General features: G+C 70.7%; 15 protein-coding genes. 8 read left to right on the top strand and 7 right to left on the bottom strand.

Annotated elements, in window-relative coordinates:
- Nucleotides 1–154 precede the first annotated feature (154 nt).
- The gene (locus tag ABFX55_RS34605) at nt 155–1,549 is read right to left on the bottom strand and encodes an MFS transporter (protein ID WP_346126931.1); all 1,395 of its coding nucleotides are present in this window, start codon (nt 1,547–1,549) and stop codon (nt 155–157) included.
- A gap of 69 nt (nt 1,550–1,618) precedes the next feature.
- Here ABFX55_RS34605 and ABFX55_RS34600 point away from each other — a divergent pair, with 69 nt between their 5' ends.
- From ABFX55_RS34600 to ABFX55_RS34585, 4 genes are all read left to right on the top strand, one after another.
- Nucleotides 1,619–2,467, top strand: coding sequence for a helix-turn-helix transcriptional regulator (locus ABFX55_RS34600; RefSeq protein WP_346126930.1), 849 nt, complete (start codon nt 1,619–1,621; stop codon nt 2,465–2,467).
- 15 nt (nt 2,468–2,482) lie between these two features.
- Nucleotides 2,483–3,556, top strand: a complete 1,074-nt coding sequence (locus tag ABFX55_RS34595; RefSeq protein WP_346126929.1) for a CapA family protein — start codon at nt 2,483–2,485, stop codon at nt 3,554–3,556.
- Nucleotides 3,557–3,566: 10 nt separating this feature from the next.
- Entirely contained in the window at nt 3,567–4,355 is a 789-nt protein-coding gene (locus tag ABFX55_RS34590; protein WP_346126927.1) for an alpha/beta fold hydrolase, read from the top strand.
- 73 nt (nt 4,356–4,428) lie between these two features.
- The gene (locus ABFX55_RS34585; protein ID WP_376773294.1) at nt 4,429–5,094 is read left to right on the top strand and encodes a TetR/AcrR family transcriptional regulator; all 666 of its coding nucleotides are present in this window, start codon (nt 4,429–4,431) and stop codon (nt 5,092–5,094) included.
- Here ABFX55_RS34585 and ABFX55_RS34580 read toward each other — a convergent pair.
- The gene (locus ABFX55_RS34580; RefSeq protein ID WP_346126926.1) at nt 5,063–5,425 is read right to left on the bottom strand and encodes a hypothetical protein; all 363 of its coding nucleotides are present in this window, start codon (nt 5,423–5,425) and stop codon (nt 5,063–5,065) included. The two genes, ABFX55_RS34585 and ABFX55_RS34580, sit on opposite strands and share 32 nt — an antisense overlap.
- A 196-nt stretch (nt 5,426–5,621) precedes the next feature.
- Between ABFX55_RS34580 and ABFX55_RS34575 the strand changes: the two genes are divergently transcribed.
- Nucleotides 5,622–6,119: a tetratricopeptide repeat protein gene (locus ABFX55_RS34575; RefSeq protein WP_346126924.1), complete on the top strand. Its 498-nt coding sequence runs from the start codon at nt 5,622–5,624 to the stop codon at nt 6,117–6,119.
- 94 nt (nt 6,120–6,213) lie between these two features.
- On the opposite strand, the gene ABFX55_RS34570 is transcribed toward ABFX55_RS34575, so the two are convergent.
- A complete protein-coding gene (locus tag ABFX55_RS34570; protein ID WP_346126922.1) occupies nt 6,214–6,912 on the bottom strand; it encodes a hypothetical protein in 699 nt (232 codons plus the stop codon).
- 250 nt (nt 6,913–7,162) lie between these two features.
- Between ABFX55_RS34570 and ABFX55_RS34565 the strand changes: the two genes are divergently transcribed.
- From ABFX55_RS34565 to ABFX55_RS34555, 3 genes are read left to right on the top strand one after another with little or no spacing between them, the layout of a single operon-like run.
- Complete coding sequence (locus ABFX55_RS34565) at nt 7,163–8,146, top strand: endonuclease domain-containing protein (RefSeq protein WP_346126921.1); 984 nt, start codon at nt 7,163–7,165, stop codon at nt 8,144–8,146.
- Nucleotides 8,143–8,892 carry a hypothetical protein gene (locus ABFX55_RS34560; protein ID WP_346126919.1) on the top strand — a complete coding sequence of 250 codons (750 nt, stop codon included), beginning with the start codon at nt 8,143–8,145 and terminating at the stop codon, nt 8,890–8,892. The genes ABFX55_RS34565 and ABFX55_RS34560 overlap by 4 nt, the downstream gene beginning before the upstream one ends.
- Entirely contained in the window at nt 8,889–12,122 is a 3,234-nt protein-coding gene (locus tag ABFX55_RS34555) for a helicase HerA domain-containing protein (RefSeq protein ID WP_346126917.1), read from the top strand. The genes ABFX55_RS34560 and ABFX55_RS34555 overlap by 4 nt, the downstream gene beginning before the upstream one ends.
- A gap of 33 nt (nt 12,123–12,155) precedes the next feature.
- On the opposite strand, the gene clpB is transcribed toward ABFX55_RS34555, so the two are convergent.
- From clpB to grpE, 4 genes are read right to left on the bottom strand one after another with little or no spacing between them, the layout of a single operon-like run.
- On the bottom strand, nt 12,156–14,723 hold the full coding sequence (gene clpB / locus ABFX55_RS34550; protein WP_346126915.1) for an ATP-dependent chaperone ClpB: 2,568 nt from the start codon (nt 14,721–14,723) through the stop codon (nt 12,156–12,158).
- Nucleotides 14,724–14,727: 4 nt separating this feature from the next.
- Nucleotides 14,728–15,078 carry a heat shock protein transcriptional repressor HspR gene (locus ABFX55_RS34545; RefSeq protein WP_183652180.1) on the bottom strand — a complete coding sequence of 117 codons (351 nt, stop codon included), beginning with the start codon at nt 15,076–15,078 and terminating at the stop codon, nt 14,728–14,730.
- A gap of 4 nt (nt 15,079–15,082) precedes the next feature.
- On the bottom strand, nt 15,083–16,267 hold the full coding sequence (dnaJ, locus tag ABFX55_RS34540) for a molecular chaperone DnaJ (protein ID WP_346126913.1): 1,185 nt from the start codon (nt 16,265–16,267) through the stop codon (nt 15,083–15,085).
- A 25-nt stretch (nt 16,268–16,292) separates the two neighbouring features.
- The gene (gene grpE, locus ABFX55_RS34535) at nt 16,293–16,877 is read right to left on the bottom strand and encodes a nucleotide exchange factor GrpE (protein ID WP_183652174.1); all 585 of its coding nucleotides are present in this window, start codon (nt 16,875–16,877) and stop codon (nt 16,293–16,295) included.

Below are 16,877 nucleotides of genomic sequence, written 5' to 3'. Positions count from 1 at the left end.
TTCGCTACTCATGGCCCCACGATGACCAGAAAAGCTGCCGCCGAGGAAGGCGCGAGCGTCTCCAGCCGAGAGGGCAGGGAAGGCCGGAGCTCGGCGGCGCGAAGCCTTGTGGAGCTCTCCCCATGGGTCACCACACCCCCGGGACTCGAATCATTCACGTCCTGGCGGGGGAGACCTTTGCCTTGACGAGGAAGAGTGAGCTCAATCCGGCCAGTACGGCGAGCGCCGCCAACGCGACGGCCGTCCCGAAGGAGGCCTGGCCTGTCTGGCCCTGCATGAGGGAGATGAACAGCGTGCCGACCGTGGCCACGCCGATCACCTGGCCGAGCTGCATCACCGTGAGCAGCGCGCCGCTCGCGTCGGCGGCGTAGGCGCTCTCGACCTGCTGGGTGGCCAGGTTGGTCACGGCGATCTGCACGCCGAGCCCCGCGCCGATCAGCGCGCTCAGGACCGCGTACGGCACGCCGCCCCCCGAAGCGGCCGCCAGCCCGAGGTAGGCCGGCGCGGCCACGACGTACCCGACGGGCACCAGCGAGCGCTGGAAGCGCTGGGGAAGCTTGGGCCAGGCCAGCCCGACCAACGCGAAGGCCACCGCGCACGGCACCAGCATCAGTCCGGACATCAGCGGGCTCAGGTGCAGTTCCCCCTGCAGGTGCAGCGCCGAGGTGAACAGGAATGCGCCCCAGGTGGCCGGGCCGAACAGCAGCACCGCGAGACCCGGCCGCATGCCGGGCGCCCGCAGCACTCTCGCGTCCACCAGCGGCCTGCCGCCCCGCGCCGTCACCCATCGCTCCACCTGGACGAACACGGCGAACATCACCAGGCTGAGCGCCATCGAGGCCCAGCCCCACAACGGCCAGCCGAGATCGCGGCCGAGCACCAGCGGCACGATGAACAGCAGGACCGCGGCCGACAGCGTGACCAGCCCCAGCGGGTCGAGGCCGGCCCTGCCGCCGCCCTGGTCGGCGGGCAGCACCCGTAGCCCCGCGAGGAGAAGGAGCGCTCCAACGGGCACGAGCACCAGGAAGACGATCCGCCAGCCTGCCCCGAAGCCGAGCAGGATGCCGCCGAGCGCCTGCCCGACCACGATGCCGCCGCTCACGACGGCCGACCAGAGGCCGAGCGCCCTGCCTCTGGCCTCACCCTGGTAGTTGTGCTGGATCAGGGTCAGCACCTGCGGCATCATCAGGGCGGCTCCCGCGCCCTGAGCGAAGCGGAAGGCGACCAGCCAGCCCGTGGAGGGCGCGAGTCCGCAGCCAAGCGTGGTCAGAGTGAAGAGGGCCAGGCCGGTCAGGAAGGCGTTGCGATAGCCGAACAGGTCGCCGACACGGGCACCGGTGATCAACAGGACGGCATAGGTGATGGTGTAGCCGGCGACGATCATCTGCAGTCCCGCGCCCGAGGAGTGCAGGTCGGCCTCGATCGTCGGAGTGGCGACGTTCACGATGTTGACGTTCAGGACGGCGAGGAACTGGCCGAGAAGGACGATCGCAAGGAGCAGGCCGCCGCTCCTGGTCGTGGACTTCTCGACGGGCGGAGCTTGGATCATGCTTCCACAGTGGTAGAAAGTAGATACTAGTAAAAAGAGTCCCTTTATCCCGGTATTGGCGGCACCTGGATGAGTAAAAGGCGTGACGACCTGGCGGCATTCCTGCGCACCAGGCGTGAGCGGGTCACGCCCGAGATGGTGGGGCTGCCGCCCGGCACCCGCAGGCGTACGCCAGGGCTGCGCAGGGAGGAGGTCGCCCAGCTCGCCGGGGTCGGGGTGACCTGGTACACCTGGCTGGAGCAGGGACGGCCGATCAACGTCAGCCTCCAGGTGCTCGACTCCATCGCCCGCACCCTCATGCTCGACGCCGCCGAGCGTCACCAGCTCCACCTGCTGGCCGGGCACGCAGAAGCGGCGCCCACACCCGATGGTGATCTCGTCACCCCGTCGATGCAGGTGATCATCGATCAGCTCAGCCCGCTGCCCGCCGCCTACAGCAACAGCCGCCACGACGTCCTGGCGTGGAACCCCGCCTACGCCGCCCTCTTCCCCGAGCTGGTCAGCGCGCCTGTCGAGGAGCGCAACTCGCTCTGGCAGTGCTTCGTCCACCGCGAGTGGCGCACCGCGCTGGTCAACAGGGAGCAGGAGCTCCACGGCAGCGTCGCCGTCTTCCGCGGCGCCTACACCCGTCACGCCGACGACCCGTGCTGGCGCGACTTCGTGAAGCGGCTGTCGGCGGCCAGCCCCGAGTTCGCCGCGCTGTGGGCCACCCACGACGTGGCCGATCCCCGCTCGCGCGCCAAGACCTTCAACAACGAGGTGGTGGGGGAGCTGCGCTTCACGAGCGCGATGTTCAACTGCGCCTCGGCGCCGGAGACCCGCATGACTGTCTACACCCCCGTCGACGAGGCGACACGCTCGGCCGTGGTGTGGCTCACCGCGCACAGTGAGCGTGCCCATGGCATGCTCGGTGCCTGAAAATCAGGAGGGCAGATGAGACCGAGCCACGCCGTCACCGCCGTGGGGGTCGCGATAGCGCTGACCGCTTGTTCGGCGGCGAAATCGGATCAGGCGGCAGACGTGGCCGAGAAGCCGACGATCGCCCCGAGCCTTCCCGAGGAGCCGGAGCGCCGGCCGTACACCATCTCCTTCGGCGGTGACGTGCACTTCGAGGGCGTGCTGCGGAGCAGGCTCGCCAACCCGCGCACCGCGCTCGGCCCGATCGCCAAGGTGCTGAAGGCGTCGGACCTCGCGATGATCAACCTGGAGACCGCGATCACGACCGGCGGCACGCCGGCGCCCGGCAAGCAGTACACCTTCCGCGCCCCCGCCACCGCCTTCACCGCGCTCAAGGCGGCGGGCGTTGACGTGGTCTCCATGGCCAACAACCACGGCATGGACTACATGGAGAGCGGTCTGGCCGACTCCATGGCCGCGATCAAGCGCTCGAAGTTCCCCGTCGTGGGCATCGGCAGGAACGAGACCGAGGCGTACAAGCCCTACCGCGTCACGCTCAACGGCAACCGCGTGTCGATCATCGGGGCCACCCAGGTGCTCGACGCGGAGTTCATCCAGTCGTGGAGCGCCGCCGGTTCCAAGGGCGGGCTGGCCTCCGCCAAGAACGAGGACAGGCTCATCAGGGCGGTACGGCAGGCCCGCAAGTCCTCCGACACGGTGATCGTGCACCTGCACTGGGGCACGGAGATGCAGAAGTGCCCCAACCCCGCCCAGCGCTCCCTCGCCCCCAAACTGGTCAAGGCGGGCGCGGACGTCATCGTCGGCGGCCACGCGCACATCCTGCTCGGCAGCGGCTACCTGGGCAACGCCTACGTCAACTACGGCATGGGCAACTTCGTCTTCTACAACTGGGGACCCGAGACGGGCAGGACAGGCGTGCTCACGCTGACCATCGACGGCCGCAAGGTGCTGAAGAACAAGTGGACCCCCGCCACGATCCAGGGCGGCGTCCCGGTCCCGCTCACCGGCGCGGCCAGGACCCAGGCCGTCACCAACTGGAAGAGCCTGCGTTCCTGCACGGGCCTGGCCGCCAGCCCCGAGGACAGCTAATCTTTGGACTGTGCGTCTAATAGCCTCGGGCGAGGTACGGCTGGCGGTCTACGAGCAGGGCGACCCCGCCAGCCCGACGATCGTGCTGCTGCACGGATACCCCGACGACCACCGCGTGTGGGACCAGGTCGCCGACCTGCTCCAGGACCGCTTCCACATCGTCCGCTACGACGTGAGGGGGTCGGGCGGGTCCTCGGCGCCGCGCGCGGTCGGCGACTACCGGCTCGACAGGCTGGCGGCCGACATGGACGCCGTGCTCGACGCCGTCGGCAAGCCCAAGGTCCACCTCGCCGCCCACGACTGGGGCTCCATCCAGGGGTGGTACTTCGCCGGCAGGAGCGACAAACTCGCCTCCTTCACCTCGCTCGGCGGTCCTGGGCTCGACCAGGCCGCCGCCTTCTTCCGTCAGGCGGGTCCCCTCAGGGCGGCGGGGCAGCTGCTGCGCTCGTGGTACATCGGCGCCTTCCAGCTGCCGGTGCTCCCCGAACTGGTCATGGCGCCCCTGGCCCGCGCGCTGGGCGCCACCGCCGCCGACGCCCGCAACGGGCTCAAGCTCTACCGGGCCAACATGGCCGGCAGGCTGCGCCGTCCTGGTGACCCGCACGTGAACGTGCCCGTCCAGCTGATCGAGAGCACGCGCGACCGCTACGTCTCCCCCTGGCTGCTCGCCTCCCTCGGCCAGTGGGCGCCGAAGTTCAGGCACAGGAGGATCGTCGCCGACCACTGGGCGCAGCGCTCGCAGCCGGGGACGGTCGCCGAACTGATCGCCGAGTTCGCCGACTGGACGACCGGCGGGTGAGCCGCATTGCACGTCTTTCTACAATCAGCCTTTTCCAGGGACGGGGCGGCCGATTGGAGGCAAGATGAAGACCGTGTCCTCCTTGCCGGTTGACGAAGACGGCACCGAGCCCACCCCGCTCCGCCGTCAGCCCACGCAGCGCCGTAGCGCCCGCAGGGTCGAGCGCATGCTCGACGCGTGTGCCCACCTGCTCGACGACGTCGGTTACGAGGCGCTGTCCACCACGCGCATCGCTGAGCGGGCAGGGGTGGCCATCGGGTCGGTCTACCAGTTCTTCCCCGACAAACGCGCCATCACCCAGGAGGTGACCAGGCGCAACGTGGAGCTGTTCGTCTCCAGGGTGGGCGCCCGCTTCCTCGACGAGGACTACCGAGGGTGGTGGGAGGCGGTCGACGCGATCATCGACGAGTACGTCGACATGCACAGGAGCGTGCCGGGCTTCAAGAGCCTCCACTTCGGCGACGTCGTCGACCTCAACCTGCTCGACTCCGACTCCGAGAACAACATGGTGATCGCCGGCCGGCTGCGCGGTCTGCTGCTCGAGGAGTACGGCCTGGCCGACAGCGAGGAGCTCGACGTGGCCGTGCTGGTCGCCGTCGAGGCGGGCGACGCCGTGCTCAAGCTGGCCTTCCGCCGCGACCCCAAGGGTGAGCCCGAGATCGTGGCGGCGGCCAAGCAGCTGATCAGGTCGTTCCTGTCGCGCAGGCTCAATCCTCGACGGCAGCGTCAGCAGGCGTGATCGGCTTCGGATTCCACTCCGGCGCGGGCACCACCGGCTGGTCCTGCCTGGGCCAGCGGTGCCTGGGCGACGTGGGTGTCTCGGGCGCGGGCACGAAGGCCGCCGGCACAGGTTCTCGCTCGGGCTTCGTCCTGGTCTCCCCGCCGGGCCCGCACGGGCGGGGCAGCGAGATCTTGGCCACCTTGGTCGCCAGCCGTTGATGGAGCGCCGAGACCCGCTGTTCGGCCGCCTCCACGGCATCGAGTCTCGCGGAGAAATATCCGGCGGCGCCCGGGATCACGGCGGACAACACCGCGGCACAGGCGATCGTGAAGGTCAATTGCTTGGACATGCCGAGCCCCTTCCGCCCCTGATGACGTGTGCCGTATATGCCCAAGGTCCTGTGCGGATACGCGGAGAGTAATGGGGTTTGCACGAATCGTTGCCGAAGCCGTGCCCGGCCGGTGATGCGCATTGTCCAGGCAAAAGCCGGTGCGGCTCGATAGTCTCGCGGTGTGGCGCATGTGACCCGTGAGCACCTTGATCGCTTGCTTGAGCAGGCCCTACTGGCGGACGACCACGGATCGCTGGCCAGGCAGCTCGACGAGCTCGCCGTCGCCTATTCGTCGGGCGACGTCTCCCGCGCGGCCATCCTCGCGCTGGCCGCCGACGAGTGGAGGCAGGCCGGCCAACCGGCCCGGGCGTTGGAGTGCTTCCAGCGCGCGGTCGACGACGGAGGCGAGTCCGGCATCGACCCCAGAGCGGGCATCGCCGACACGCTCTTCGAGCTCGACAGGCCAGGCGAGGCCAGAGAGATCATCGAGACACTCAGAGTCGAGGGCACCGCCACCCCGGCGACGGCGCACAACATCGCCGAGACCCTCGTGGCATACGGCGACCTGCAGGGCGGGCTCGAGTGGGCCACCCAGGCGGTGCTCACCTGCGCCGAGGACGATCCCGAGCACGTCGCCCTGCTGCGCACGCGTTACCGCATCAGGCTCGACCTCGGCCTGCCGGAGGACGAGCTCGACTCGCTGATCTCCTGACACGTGAAGGGCCGGCCCCCAGGGGGCGCGGCCCTTCAGCTATGTGGAGCCGCGGGACGGAGGCGCGCCGCGTCCCGCGGATGTGCTGGGCCACTCAGCCCAGGTCGAGTTCCTCCGCCAGCCCGTCGGCCCCTTCGCCGTTCGTCACCGACAGGGGCAGCACCTGCGCGCCGCGCCTCTCCACCAACTCCCCGACCTTCGCCGTCACCTCGTTGATCGGCGGGGTCAGGTTGATGGGGGCCGTCATGCCCGTCACCCCTGCCGCGTCGGGCATGGCCATCTCGGGCGCGACGGCCCCTGACACCTCTGAGACCTCGTTCACTTCGGCCACCTCGGCGACCTGGGCCACCTCGGCCCGCCCGCCCAACTCGCCCAGCCTGGACCCGTCGTCCACGGCCTCCGTGCTCGGCAGCGTCGGCAGTCCCGGCAGGTCGGGCGTCAGCGACAGCTTGGAAGCCTCCACGATCCCCTTCTTCCCCGGTACGCCCGAGGGGAGGGAGGGCAGTCCCGCTCCGGCGGCGACGCCGCCCGTGTCGGCGAGGCTCAGCACCGCGGTGGTGCGCGACAGTCCGGGCAGTCCCGCCGCCTTGGCCAGGCGCTCGGCCGACATCGACAGGCCCGAGCCCCTGGGCGCGGTCATGGCCGTCCTGGCGGCCCTCGCGCGCAGCCCGGCCGTCTCCTCGCAGACCGCCGCCACGGTCGTGCGGTCGAGCAGAACGACCTTCTCGTCACAGATCTCGGCCGACGCGGGCGTCGCTGCAAGCCAGCTCGCCCCCGTCGCCAGCACGGCCACCGCAAGGACGCTCCGAATGCCCCGTGATGCGTTGTACATGCACGTTCCCCCTTGATCGTGTTCGGTGATCCGACGAATGACGAAGCTAGTCACGGGGGCGCGGCGGTCGGCGTGGCTTGGGGCAACGGTGGCGAAGTCCTTAGGGATCGCGACGCGCGTCCAGAACATCTCGTAACACTCACGTGCGGCGAGGCCGATTACGTATAGCTTCAGCAAAGAGTGGATGGTCCGCAATCGGGGGGATTCCGCAGTGTCGCCGGTCGTCCTCACGCATGCCGCGACCGCTCCACGCCGGATGAGCGATCTGGTGGCGGCCGTGCTGCGCGACATGGAGGATCTCGCCGTGCGCCGCTTCCCCCAGTGGTTACCGGGAGCCGAGCAGATCTCGGGGCCAGGCGGCGCAGGCGTGCGCGCCGTGCGGATGCTGGCCGTACGGCTGGCGGCGGGTGACAGGCACTTCGGTCCGTTCCTCGCCGACCTCGCCGAGGCGGCGCTCCGCGGCCGCCCCTGTACGGCCCGCCTGCCCGCCGAGGTGCGCGCGGCGGGGCTGGGCAGGGTGCTCGGCACGGGATCGACCATCGCGGTGACCCCGCCACGGGGGATGAGCGCGAGCGAGGCGGAGGTGCTCGCGGCCGGGTGCCGGTGGCTGGAACGGTGGAGCGGCCTCCACGTCCTGTGCCGCCTCCAGGAGCCGCCCCCCGCGCCACCGAACCCGCCGGCCGCCCGTCCAGAGCCGCCGGCCGCCCGTCCAGAGCCGCGGGCCGCCCGTCCAGGGCTGCCTGTCGCCCTTCTCAGGCCATCGCCCGCCTGTCCAGAGCCGCCGGTCGTGTCCCCAGGGACGCGCGTCGCGCTGCCGGGGGCGTCTCCCGCGCTTCCGGAGGCGCGGGTGGGCCGGGGGAGGCCGCACCACGCGAGCAGGGCGGAGCAGCGCCTGGAGAGCGTGCTGGCGGCGTGCGCGTGGGCGGTGGACAGGGAGTGGAACCAGGGCTATCACGCCCACCCCCTCACCAACCCCATCAGGCCGGATCTGCTCTGGCGCGAGGCCCGCGTGATCGTGGAGATCGACGACGACAGCCACCTGCGACCGGAGAAGTTCGCGGCCGACCGGCAGCGCGACGTGCGGCTGCAGCGGGACGGATTCGTGGTGCTGCGCTTCACCAGCCACGCCGTCCTGTCGGACCCCTGGTCCGTGGCCCGCGAGATCGAGGACTTCGTCAAGAGAGGCAAGCGATGAAACTGTCAGCCGTAGAGACGGCGGCCATGATCGTGCTCATGGTCGAGGGTGACGAGGTGCTCAACTCCGACCTCGCCAAGCAGCACGGGATCAAGCTGACCCCCAAGCACAGGGCGAACCTGAACGAGCTGAAGCTGGTGGAGACCCGTCCGCATGGCAGAACCATGATCCACGTGCTGACCGACAGGGGATGGGCGCGGCTGGCCGACGAGTTCCGCGAGGGGGTGGCCGCCTCGCCGGGGGCGACGGGTGGCGCGCTGAGGTCTCTGGCCTCGGGGGTCGCGCGTTTCATGGAGCGCACCGATCACCGCCTGGGCGACCTGTTCGAGCCTGAGCCGCCCGTCGAGGCCGCCGAACGCCCGGAGACCGCCGAAGCTCCCGGAGGCTCCCGAGCCGTCCAAGAAGCCACCGGCGTCGCCGAAGCCCTCGGAGGCGCCCGAGCCACGGGAGCCATCCGAGGCGCCCGAGCCGCCGGAGGCGTCGAGGGGGTCGAGGGCAGGGTGCGCGGGGCCTACACCGAGCTGGCTCGCGAGCCGGGCGGCTGGGTGAGCCTGACCGACCTGCGCAGGCGCCTGAGCGAGCTGCCGAGGGACGTGATGGACGACGCGCTGCGCAGCCTCAACAGGCAGCCCGACGTCGTCATGGTGCCCGAGGACAACCAGAAGGCGCTGAGGGCGGAGGATCGTGAGGCCGCGCTGGTCATCAGCGACCAGCACAAGCACTACCTCGCGATCGGCGTGCGATGAAGGAGTGGGAAGCGCTCGGCGCGCTCAGGCTCAACGCCGTCCACGCCCCCGACGACGTGTGGCGGCCCTCGCCGTACCACGTGGAGAGTCTGCACTCGACGGCAGCGCTGGACATCCGCAGAGGGCTGGCGGAGGCCAAGGAGAGCGTGGACGCCAGCCCGATCGGCGTGGTGATCCAGGGGCAGCGGGGCACGGGCAAGACCCACCTGCTGGGCTGGGCCCGCGAGCACGCCCAGCGTGAGGGCGGCTACTTCTTCCTGGTCGGCCTCCTGGACGCCAGGAACTTCTGGGACAGCATCGTGATCGCGATGCTCGACAGCCTGTGGCGTCCGGCCGAGGAGGGCCAGTCGCAGCTGCGGCTGCTGCTCAACAGGCTGGCGGCGCTGGCGGACGTGCCGAGGATGGTACGCAGGGCCGTCGACGGCAGGCGTCCGCTGGACGGCGAGGCGCTGGACCTGTTCGTGGGCGCGCTGCGCCGCAAGGGCGGCGTGGTCCTCAGGGACGCGCACGACACGGCGAGGGCGCTCGTGCTGCTGGCCTCCGACGACCTGGCGGCCCAGGACGTCGGGCAGGCCTACCTGTCGTCCATCCCCGACGAGGGACAGGGCAGGGAGTGGGGGCTGACCAAGGGGTACAGGTCGCCCCAGGAGGTGGTGCGCGACCTGTCGAGGCTGCTCGCGCTGACCGGACCCTCGGTGATCGCCGTCGACCAGGTCGACGCGCTGGTGGCGCAGTCGACGTCCAGGCTCGACGACGGGCAGGGCGCGGTGATCGAGCAGGTCGCAGGAGGGCTGATGGCCCTGCGCGACGTCACCAGACGGACGGTGACCGTCCTGTCGTGCCTGCCGCACACCTGGATGATGATCCGCGAGCAGGCGACCGCCACCGTCCGTGACAGGTTCAGGGAACCTGCCACGCTCAGGGTGCTGAAGGACCCGCAGACCGCGCGGGCCATCGTGGAGCGACGCTTCGCGGCGGGGTTCGGGCGGGTGGACTTCGAGCCGCCGTACCCGACGTGGCCGGTGAGGGAGGACGCCTTCGACAGCGCGGTGGGCCTGACACCACGGCAGATCCTCATCAAGATCGACAATCACGTGCGCACCTGCCTCGCGGACGGCGAGATCAGGGAGCTCGACCGGCTGGACGAACCGGGCGGCGGCGGGGGTGAGGGAGAGGCCCCGCCGCCGGGGTCGGGGCCCACGGGGCTGGCCGCTCTCGACGCCCGCTTCGCGTTCCTGAGGGACGGCGCGGACGTGGGACCCGCCACCGAGCCGGAGACCGAGGACGCCGTCATGCCCGGCCTGCTGTCGGCGGGGCTCTCGGCGTGGATGGCGGGCAGAGGGGACGCGGCGCACCGCTACGCCCAGGACCCTCCGCCGAGCAGCAAGCCGCCCCTGCACGCCCGCCTCCGGCTGACGCTGGACGAGGCGACCGAGGACGAGGTGCACTGGTGCTTCAGGGGCATCGCCAGCGCCAACGCCGTCGCGGCGCTCCACAGGCTCAGGGCGGCGTGCGTCTCGGCGGGACTGCGGGCCGAGGTGCCGAAGCGGCGGCTGTACGTGCTGCGGAACCAGGCATGGTCGAACGGGCCCAGGACCACTGAGGCGCTGGCCGCGTTCGAGGCGGCGGGCGGCAGAGTGCTGCGCGTGGAGGAGTCGGACCTGAAGGTCCTGGCCGCACTGCGGGAACTGCTCGAAGAGGAGCCCGCCCACCTGCAGGAGTGGCTGGCGTCACGGCGGCCGGCCGAGGACGTGAAGCTGCTGGTCGAGGCGCTGAGCCGGCCGCCGGCGGGGGGGCAGGAAGCCGGCCCGGAGGCCGACGAGATCCTGGAGAGCGCCAGGCTCGCTGAGCCCGCCCGGAGCATCGAGGAGACCGGTGGGGCCGGCGCCGCCGACGATCCCGACGCCACGGGGCCCATCGCCCTCCCCCCGGCCGCGACCTCCGCCCCCGAGCAGAGCGCGGAGGAGGCGCAGGCCCGGCCCGTGGACGGTGAGCTCGGGCCGTACCTGGTGCTGGGCAGGACGGCGCACGAAGGCGAGCAGGTGCGGATCCCGGTGGCGGCGCTGAGGAAGCACACGGCGATCTTCGCGGGATCGGGGTCGGGCAAGACGGTGCTGATCCGCAGGCTGGTCGAGGAGTGCGCGCTGCAGGGCGTCTCCTCGATCGTCCTCGACCCGAACAACGACCTGTCCAGGCTGGGCACGCCGTGGCCCGAGGCGCCGTCCACGTGGCAGGAGGGCGACAGGGAGCGGGCCGAGGAGTACCTGGCCGGCACCGACGTCGTGGTCTGGACGCCGGGCAAGCAGGCGGGCCGCCCTCTCGCCTTCCAGCCGCTGCCCGACCTCGGCGCTCTCGTGGACGATCCCGACGAGTTCGGCCAGGCCCTGGACGCCGCCGTGGCCGCGCTCGCGCCGAAGGCCAAGATCGACGGCGCGACCGCCAAGGCGCTGCAGTCGCAGGCGGTGCTGCGGGAGGCGACCAGGCACCACGCCAGGCGCGGCGGCACGGGGCTGGGCGGGTTGATCGCGCTGCTGTCGGACCTGCCCGACGGCGTCAGCGACCTGGCCAACGCCGCCAAACTGGCCGCCGACGTCGCGCAGAACCTGCGAGCCGCCGTGATCATGGATCCGCTGTTCGGCGGGAACGGCACGCCTGTGGACCCCGGCTTGCTGCTCACGCCCGAGCCTGGGCGAAGGGCCAGAGTGTCGGTGATCAACCTGGCCGGGCTGCCCTCCGAGGAGCAGCGGCAGAGCTTCGTCAACCAGCTCCAGCTCGGCCTGTTCTCCTGGATCAGGCGCCACCCCGCAGGAGACAGGCCGCTCGGCGGGCTCCTGGTCATGGACGAGGCGCAGACGTTCGCCCCCAACGGCAGGAACACCGCCGCCACTGCGAGCACGCTGATGCTCGCCTCCCAGGCCAGGAAGTACGGCCTGGGCCTGGTCTTCGCCACCCAGGCGCCGAAGGGCCTGCACAACCACATCCCGGGCAATGCGGCCACGCAGTTCTTCGGCCTGCTGAACGCCCCGATCCAGATCGCCGCGGCCACGGACATGGCCAGGGCCAAGGGCGGCCGCGTGTCGGACATCGGGCGGCTGAGGGCCGGCCAGTTCTACATGGCGGCCGAGGGGACGGGCTTGCACCAGATCAGGGTGCCGATGTGCCTCACCCACCACCCCGACTCCGCCCCCACCGCCGAAGAGGTGCTGGCGCTCGCCAACGGGAGACGCTGAAGCCCCGGACGGGAGCCCGGGGCTTCGCGGGAGTCAGGCGCGGCCGACCGTCAGCTGGTCGTCGCCGAGGTCGACCAGGACGGTGTCGCCGTCGACCACCTCGCCCGACAGGACCGCCTTGGCGAGCTGGTCGCCGATGGCCGACTGCACCAGACGGCGCAGCGGGCGGGCGCCGTACATCGGGTCGTAGCCGGTGATCGCCAGCCAGTCGCGCGCGGCAGGGGTGACGTCGAGCGTCAGCCGCCGGTCGGCCAGGCGCTGGGCCAGACGGTCCACCTGCAGATCGACGATCCTGGTCAGCTCCTCGGTGCCCAGGGCGTCGAAGAGGATGACGTCGTCGAGCCTGTTGAGGAACTCGGGCTTGAACGACGAGCGCACCGCCGCCAGCACCGCGTCGCGCTTGGCGCCGTTCTCCAGCTTCGGGTCGACGAGATACTGCGAGCCGATGTTGGAGGTGAGGATCAGGATCGTGTTGCGGAAGTCGACCGTACGGCCCTGGCCGTCGGTCAGCCTGCCGTCGTCGAGCACCTGGAGCAGGATGTCGAAGACCTCGGGGTGGGCCTTCTCGACCTCGTCGAGCAGCACGACGGTGTAGGGACGGCGCCGCACGGCCTCGGTGAGCTGGCCGCCCTCCTCGTAGCCGATGTATCCGGGAGGCGCGCCGACCAGGCGGGCGACGCTGTGCTTCTCGGAGTACTCGGACATGTCGATGCGGGTCATCGCCCGCTCGTCGTCGAACAGGAACTCCGCCAGCGCCTTGGCCAGCTCGGTCTTGCCGACGCCGGTCGGCCCGAGGAACAGGAAGCTGCCCGTCGGCCTGTCGGGGTCGGAGATGCCGGCGCGGCTGCGCCGTACGGCGTCGGAGACCGCCTGGACGGCCTCGCGCTGACCGATGAGGCGCGTGCCCAGCTCCTCCTCCATGCGCAGCAGCTTGGCGGTCTCGGCCTCGAGCAGACGTCCTGCGGGGATGCCCGTCCACGAGGAGATGACCTCGGCGATGTCGTCGGAGCCGACCTCCTCCTTGACCATCTGCTGCTCGGGGGTCTCCTGGGCGGCGGTCTCGAGCTCCTTCTCCAGCCGCGGCACCTCGTCGTAGAGCAGCCTGGAGGCCTCGGCGTAGTTGCCGTCGCGCTGGAAGCGCTCGGCCGACCCGCGCACCTCGTCGAGCTGCTTCTTCAGGTCGCCGACCCTGTTGAGGCCCGCCTTCTCCTTCTGCCACCTGGCCACGAGGGCGTTGAGCTCCTCCTGGCGGTCGGCCAGCTCGGCGCGCAGCCGCCCGAGACGCTGGACGGAGGCCTCGTCGGTCTCCTTGGCCAGCGCCAACTCCTCCATCTTCATCCTGTCGACGTTGCGCTGGAGCTGGTCGATCTCGACGGGGCGCGAGTCGATCTCCATGCGCAGCCGCGACGCCGCCTCGTCGACCAGGTCGATGGCCTTGTCGGGCAGGAAGCGGTTGGTGATGTAGCGGTCGGAGAGGGCCGCGGCGGCGACCAGCGCGCTGTCGGCGATCTGCACCTGGTGGTGGGCCTCGTAGCGGCCCTTCAGCCCGCGCAGGATCGCGATCGTGTCCTCGACCGAGGGCTCGCCCACGTAGACCTGCTGGAAGCGCCGCTCCAGCGCGGGGTCCTTCTCGATGCGCTCGCGGTACTCGTCGAGCGTGGTCGCGCCGATCATGCGCAGCTCGCCGCGGGCCAGCATGGGCTTGAGCATGTTGCCCGCGTCCATCGCGCCCTCGGCGGCGCCCGCGCCGACCATGGTGTGCAGCTCGTCGATGAAGGTGACGATCTGCCCGTTGCTCTCCTTGATCTCGGAGAGCACGGCCTTGAGCCGCTCCTCGAACTCGCCGCGGTACTTGGCACCCGCCACCATCGCGCTGAGGTCGAGCGAGATCAGCTTCTTGTTGCGCAGCGACTCGGGCACGTCGCCGGCCACGATGCGCTGGGCCAGGCCCTCGACGACGGCGGTCTTGCCCACGCCAGGCTCGCCGATCAGCACCGGGTTGTTCTTGGTGCGGCGCGACAGCACCTGCACCACGCGCCTGATCTCGGAGTCGCGCCCGATGACGGGGTCGAGCTTGCCGCTGCGGGCGTGCTCGGTCAGGTCGACGCCGTACTTCTCCAGCGCCTGGTAGGTGTCCTCGGGTGTCTCGCTGGTGACCCGGGCGTGCCCGCGCACCTGCTCGAAGGCGTCGAGCAGCGCCTGTGGCGTGGCCCCCGCGTCCTTCAGCAGGCTCGCCATCTCACCGCCGTCGGTCGCGAGGCCGACCAGCAGGTGCTCGGTCGAGACGTACTCGTCCTCGAGCCGCTTGGCCCGCTGCGCGGCGGTGTTGATCACGGTGAGGAGTTGGCGCGAGCTGGACGGCGCGCTCACCGTGGCGCCCTGCGCCTTGGGCAGCCCGGCCAGCGTGGTCTCGACCTTCGCCCGCAGCGCCTTCCAGTCGGCTCCCACCGCTTCGAGCAGGGGTACGGCGGTGCCGCCTGTCTGGGAGAGGAGGGCGGAGAGCAGGTGCGCGGTCGCGATCTCGGGATTTCCCTCAGCGGCGGCCCGTCGCATCGCGACTGACAGCGCTTCCTGGCTCTTCTGGGTGAGCTTGTAGTCCATATGTTCAGGCCCCCGGTGGCAGCTCGTATCGGATCAGAGCTTTGACCATGGACATCTCGGCCCTGAGGCGGTGAACCTCCTCACGCAGCCTCAGCGCCTCGTTCTCCAGCTCAAGGATCCGCTTGATGCCGGCGAGGTTGATGCCCTCCTCCTGGGAGAGGCGCTGCACCTCGCGCAGCTGGATGATGTCTCGCATCGAGTAGAGGCGGCCGCGCCCCGCCGTACGGCCTGGGCACACCAGTCCGAGACGGTCGTACTGCCTGAGGGTCTGCGGGTGCAGACCGGACAGCTGGGCGGCCACGGAGATGACGTAGACGGGTGTTTCATCGGAAAGGTTGAAGTAGTTGGCGTCCATCGGCCTACTCGCTTCTGGCCCGTTGGATGAGGTCGGCCCTCGGGTCCTCACTCGCGGTGGCGGTGCGGAACTCCGTGAGCAACTCGCGTGACTTGTCGTCGAGCTGCTTGGGGACGAGCACCTCCACCGTGGCGAGCAGGTCGCCCTTGGTGCCGTCCTTGCGCGCGGCCCCCCTGCCGCGAACCCTGAAGGTGCGGCCGTTGGGCGTGCCCGCGGGGATGCGCAGAGTGACGGGAAGGCCCTTGAGGACAGGAACCTTGATCTCCGCGCCGAGCGCCGCCTCGGTGAAGGTGACGGGCACGGTGATGGTCAGGTTGTCGCCCGACCGCCCGAACACCGCGTGCGGCTTCACATGGGTCTGGATGTAGAGGTCTCCCGCGGGGCCGCCGTTCTCGCCAGGCGCTCCCTTGCCCTTGAGCTTGACCCGCTGGCCGTCGGCCACCCCCGCGGGGATGCGCGCCTGGATCGTGCGGGTGCTCTTGGCCCTGCCGCTTCCGTCGCACACGGGGCAGGGGTCGTCGACGAGGAGACCGCGGCCCTTGCAGTCGCGGCACGGCTCGGAGAAGGCGAAGTTGCCCAGGTTGCGGCTGGCCGCTCCGGTGCCCTCACAGGTGGGGCAGACCCTCGGGGTCGTGCCCGCCTTGGCGCCCGTGCCGCTACAGGCATTGCACGCCGACGACGTGGTCAGCCTGAGCGAGACGGTGTGGCCCTCGACGGCCTCGGTGAAGGACAGCGTGACCTCGGACTCGATGTCCTGGCCGCGCCTCGGCCTGGTCGTCGCGCCCGTGGTGCGGGCGCCCGTGCCGCCGCCTCTGTTGAACAGCCCCCCGAAGAGGTCGCCGATGCGGTCGCTGGTGCTCCCGCCCTGCTGGCCCGTGCCGCCGAACAGGTCGCCGAAGTCGAAAGGAAACCCGCCGCTGCCGCCACCCGGCCTCGGGGCGCCCACGCCCGAGCCGAACAGCGTGCGCGCCTCGTCGTACTCCTTGCGCCGCTTGGAGTCGGAGAGCACGTCGTTGGCCTCGGAGATCTCCTTGAACCTGGCCTCCTTGGCGGCGTCACCCTGATTGGCGTCGGGGTGGTACTGCCTGGCCAGCTTCCGGTAGGCCTTCTTGATCTCGTCGGCGGTGGCGGTCTTGGGCACACCAAGGACGGCGTAGTAGTCCTTTTCCAAGTAGTCCTTGGTGCTCATCTATGCGTCCTTTCGGGGGATGTTCTTAGTCTTCGTCAGACGCGGCAGGGGCGTCCTCGGGCTCGGCCACCGCGACCCGTGCGGGACGCAGCACCCGATCGCCGATGCGGTAGCCGGGCTGCAGCACCTCGATGGCGGTCGGCTCGGTCACCTCCGAGGAGTAGCTGTGCATCAGCGCCTCGTGCACCGTCGGGTCGAAGGGGTCGCCCTTCTGCCCGAACGAGGTCAGCCCCAGCTTGGTGACCGCGGCCTCCAGCGACTCGGCGACCTTGGCGAAACCGCCGTTCAGCTCGCCGTGGTCGCGGGCCCTGCCGATGTCGTCGAGGACCGGTAGCAGCTCGGAGAGGGCGCCTGCGACGGCCTGCTCGCGTACCGCGATCCTGTCCCGCTCGACCCGCCTGCGGTAGTTGGTGTACTCCGCCTGCAGGCGCTGGAGGTCGGCGGTGCGCTCGGCCAGCAGCTGAGCGTCACCACCCTCCGCCACGGGGGCAGCGGCCTTGGGCTGCTGCTCGTCCGCGGCGGACCTCGCCTGACCCGTCTCCGGGTCGATCTTGCGGTTGTCGCGGATCACTGGCTCCGTCTCGGGCCCGTTATCGCGCGGGTCAGACAT

It is taken from the genome of Nonomuraea roseola (assembly GCF_039535395.1).
In the GTDB taxonomy this organism is placed as follows: domain Bacteria; phylum Actinomycetota; class Actinomycetes; order Streptosporangiales; family Streptosporangiaceae; genus Nonomuraea; species Nonomuraea roseola.
Note: the sequence above shows the minus strand (reverse complement) of the source record. Positions and strands in the feature narration are given on the sequence as shown.

Bases quoted from the DNA above. Each gene is read 5' to 3' on its own strand.
- dnaJ (WP_346126913.1), bottom strand. From the start codon at position 16,267: ATGAGCACCAAGGACTACTTGGAAAAGGACTACTACGCCGTCCTTGGT.
- ABFX55_RS34605 (WP_346126931.1), bottom strand. From the start codon at position 1,549: ATGATCCAAGCTCCGCCCGTCGAGAAGTCCACGACCAGGAGCGGCGGC.
- ABFX55_RS34600 (WP_346126930.1), top strand. From the start codon at position 1,619: ATGAGTAAAAGGCGTGACGACCTGGCGGCATTCCTGCGCACCAGGCGT.
- grpE (WP_183652174.1), bottom strand. From the start codon at position 16,877: ATGTCTGACCCGCGCGATAACGGGCCCGAGACGGAGCCAGTGATCCGC.
- ABFX55_RS34595 (WP_346126929.1), top strand. From the start codon at position 2,483: ATGAGACCGAGCCACGCCGTCACCGCCGTGGGGGTCGCGATAGCGCTG.
- ABFX55_RS34580 (WP_346126926.1), bottom strand. From the start codon at position 5,425: ATGTCCAAGCAATTGACCTTCACGATCGCCTGTGCCGCGGTGTTGTCC.
- ABFX55_RS34545 (WP_183652180.1), bottom strand. From the start codon at position 15,078: ATGGACGCCAACTACTTCAACCTTTCCGATGAAACACCCGTCTACGTC.
- clpB (WP_346126915.1), bottom strand. From the start codon at position 14,723: ATGGACTACAAGCTCACCCAGAAGAGCCAGGAAGCGCTGTCAGTCGCG.
- ABFX55_RS34555 (WP_346126917.1), top strand. From the start codon at position 8,889: ATGAAGGAGTGGGAAGCGCTCGGCGCGCTCAGGCTCAACGCCGTCCAC.
- ABFX55_RS34560 (WP_346126919.1), top strand. From the start codon at position 8,143: ATGAAACTGTCAGCCGTAGAGACGGCGGCCATGATCGTGCTCATGGTC.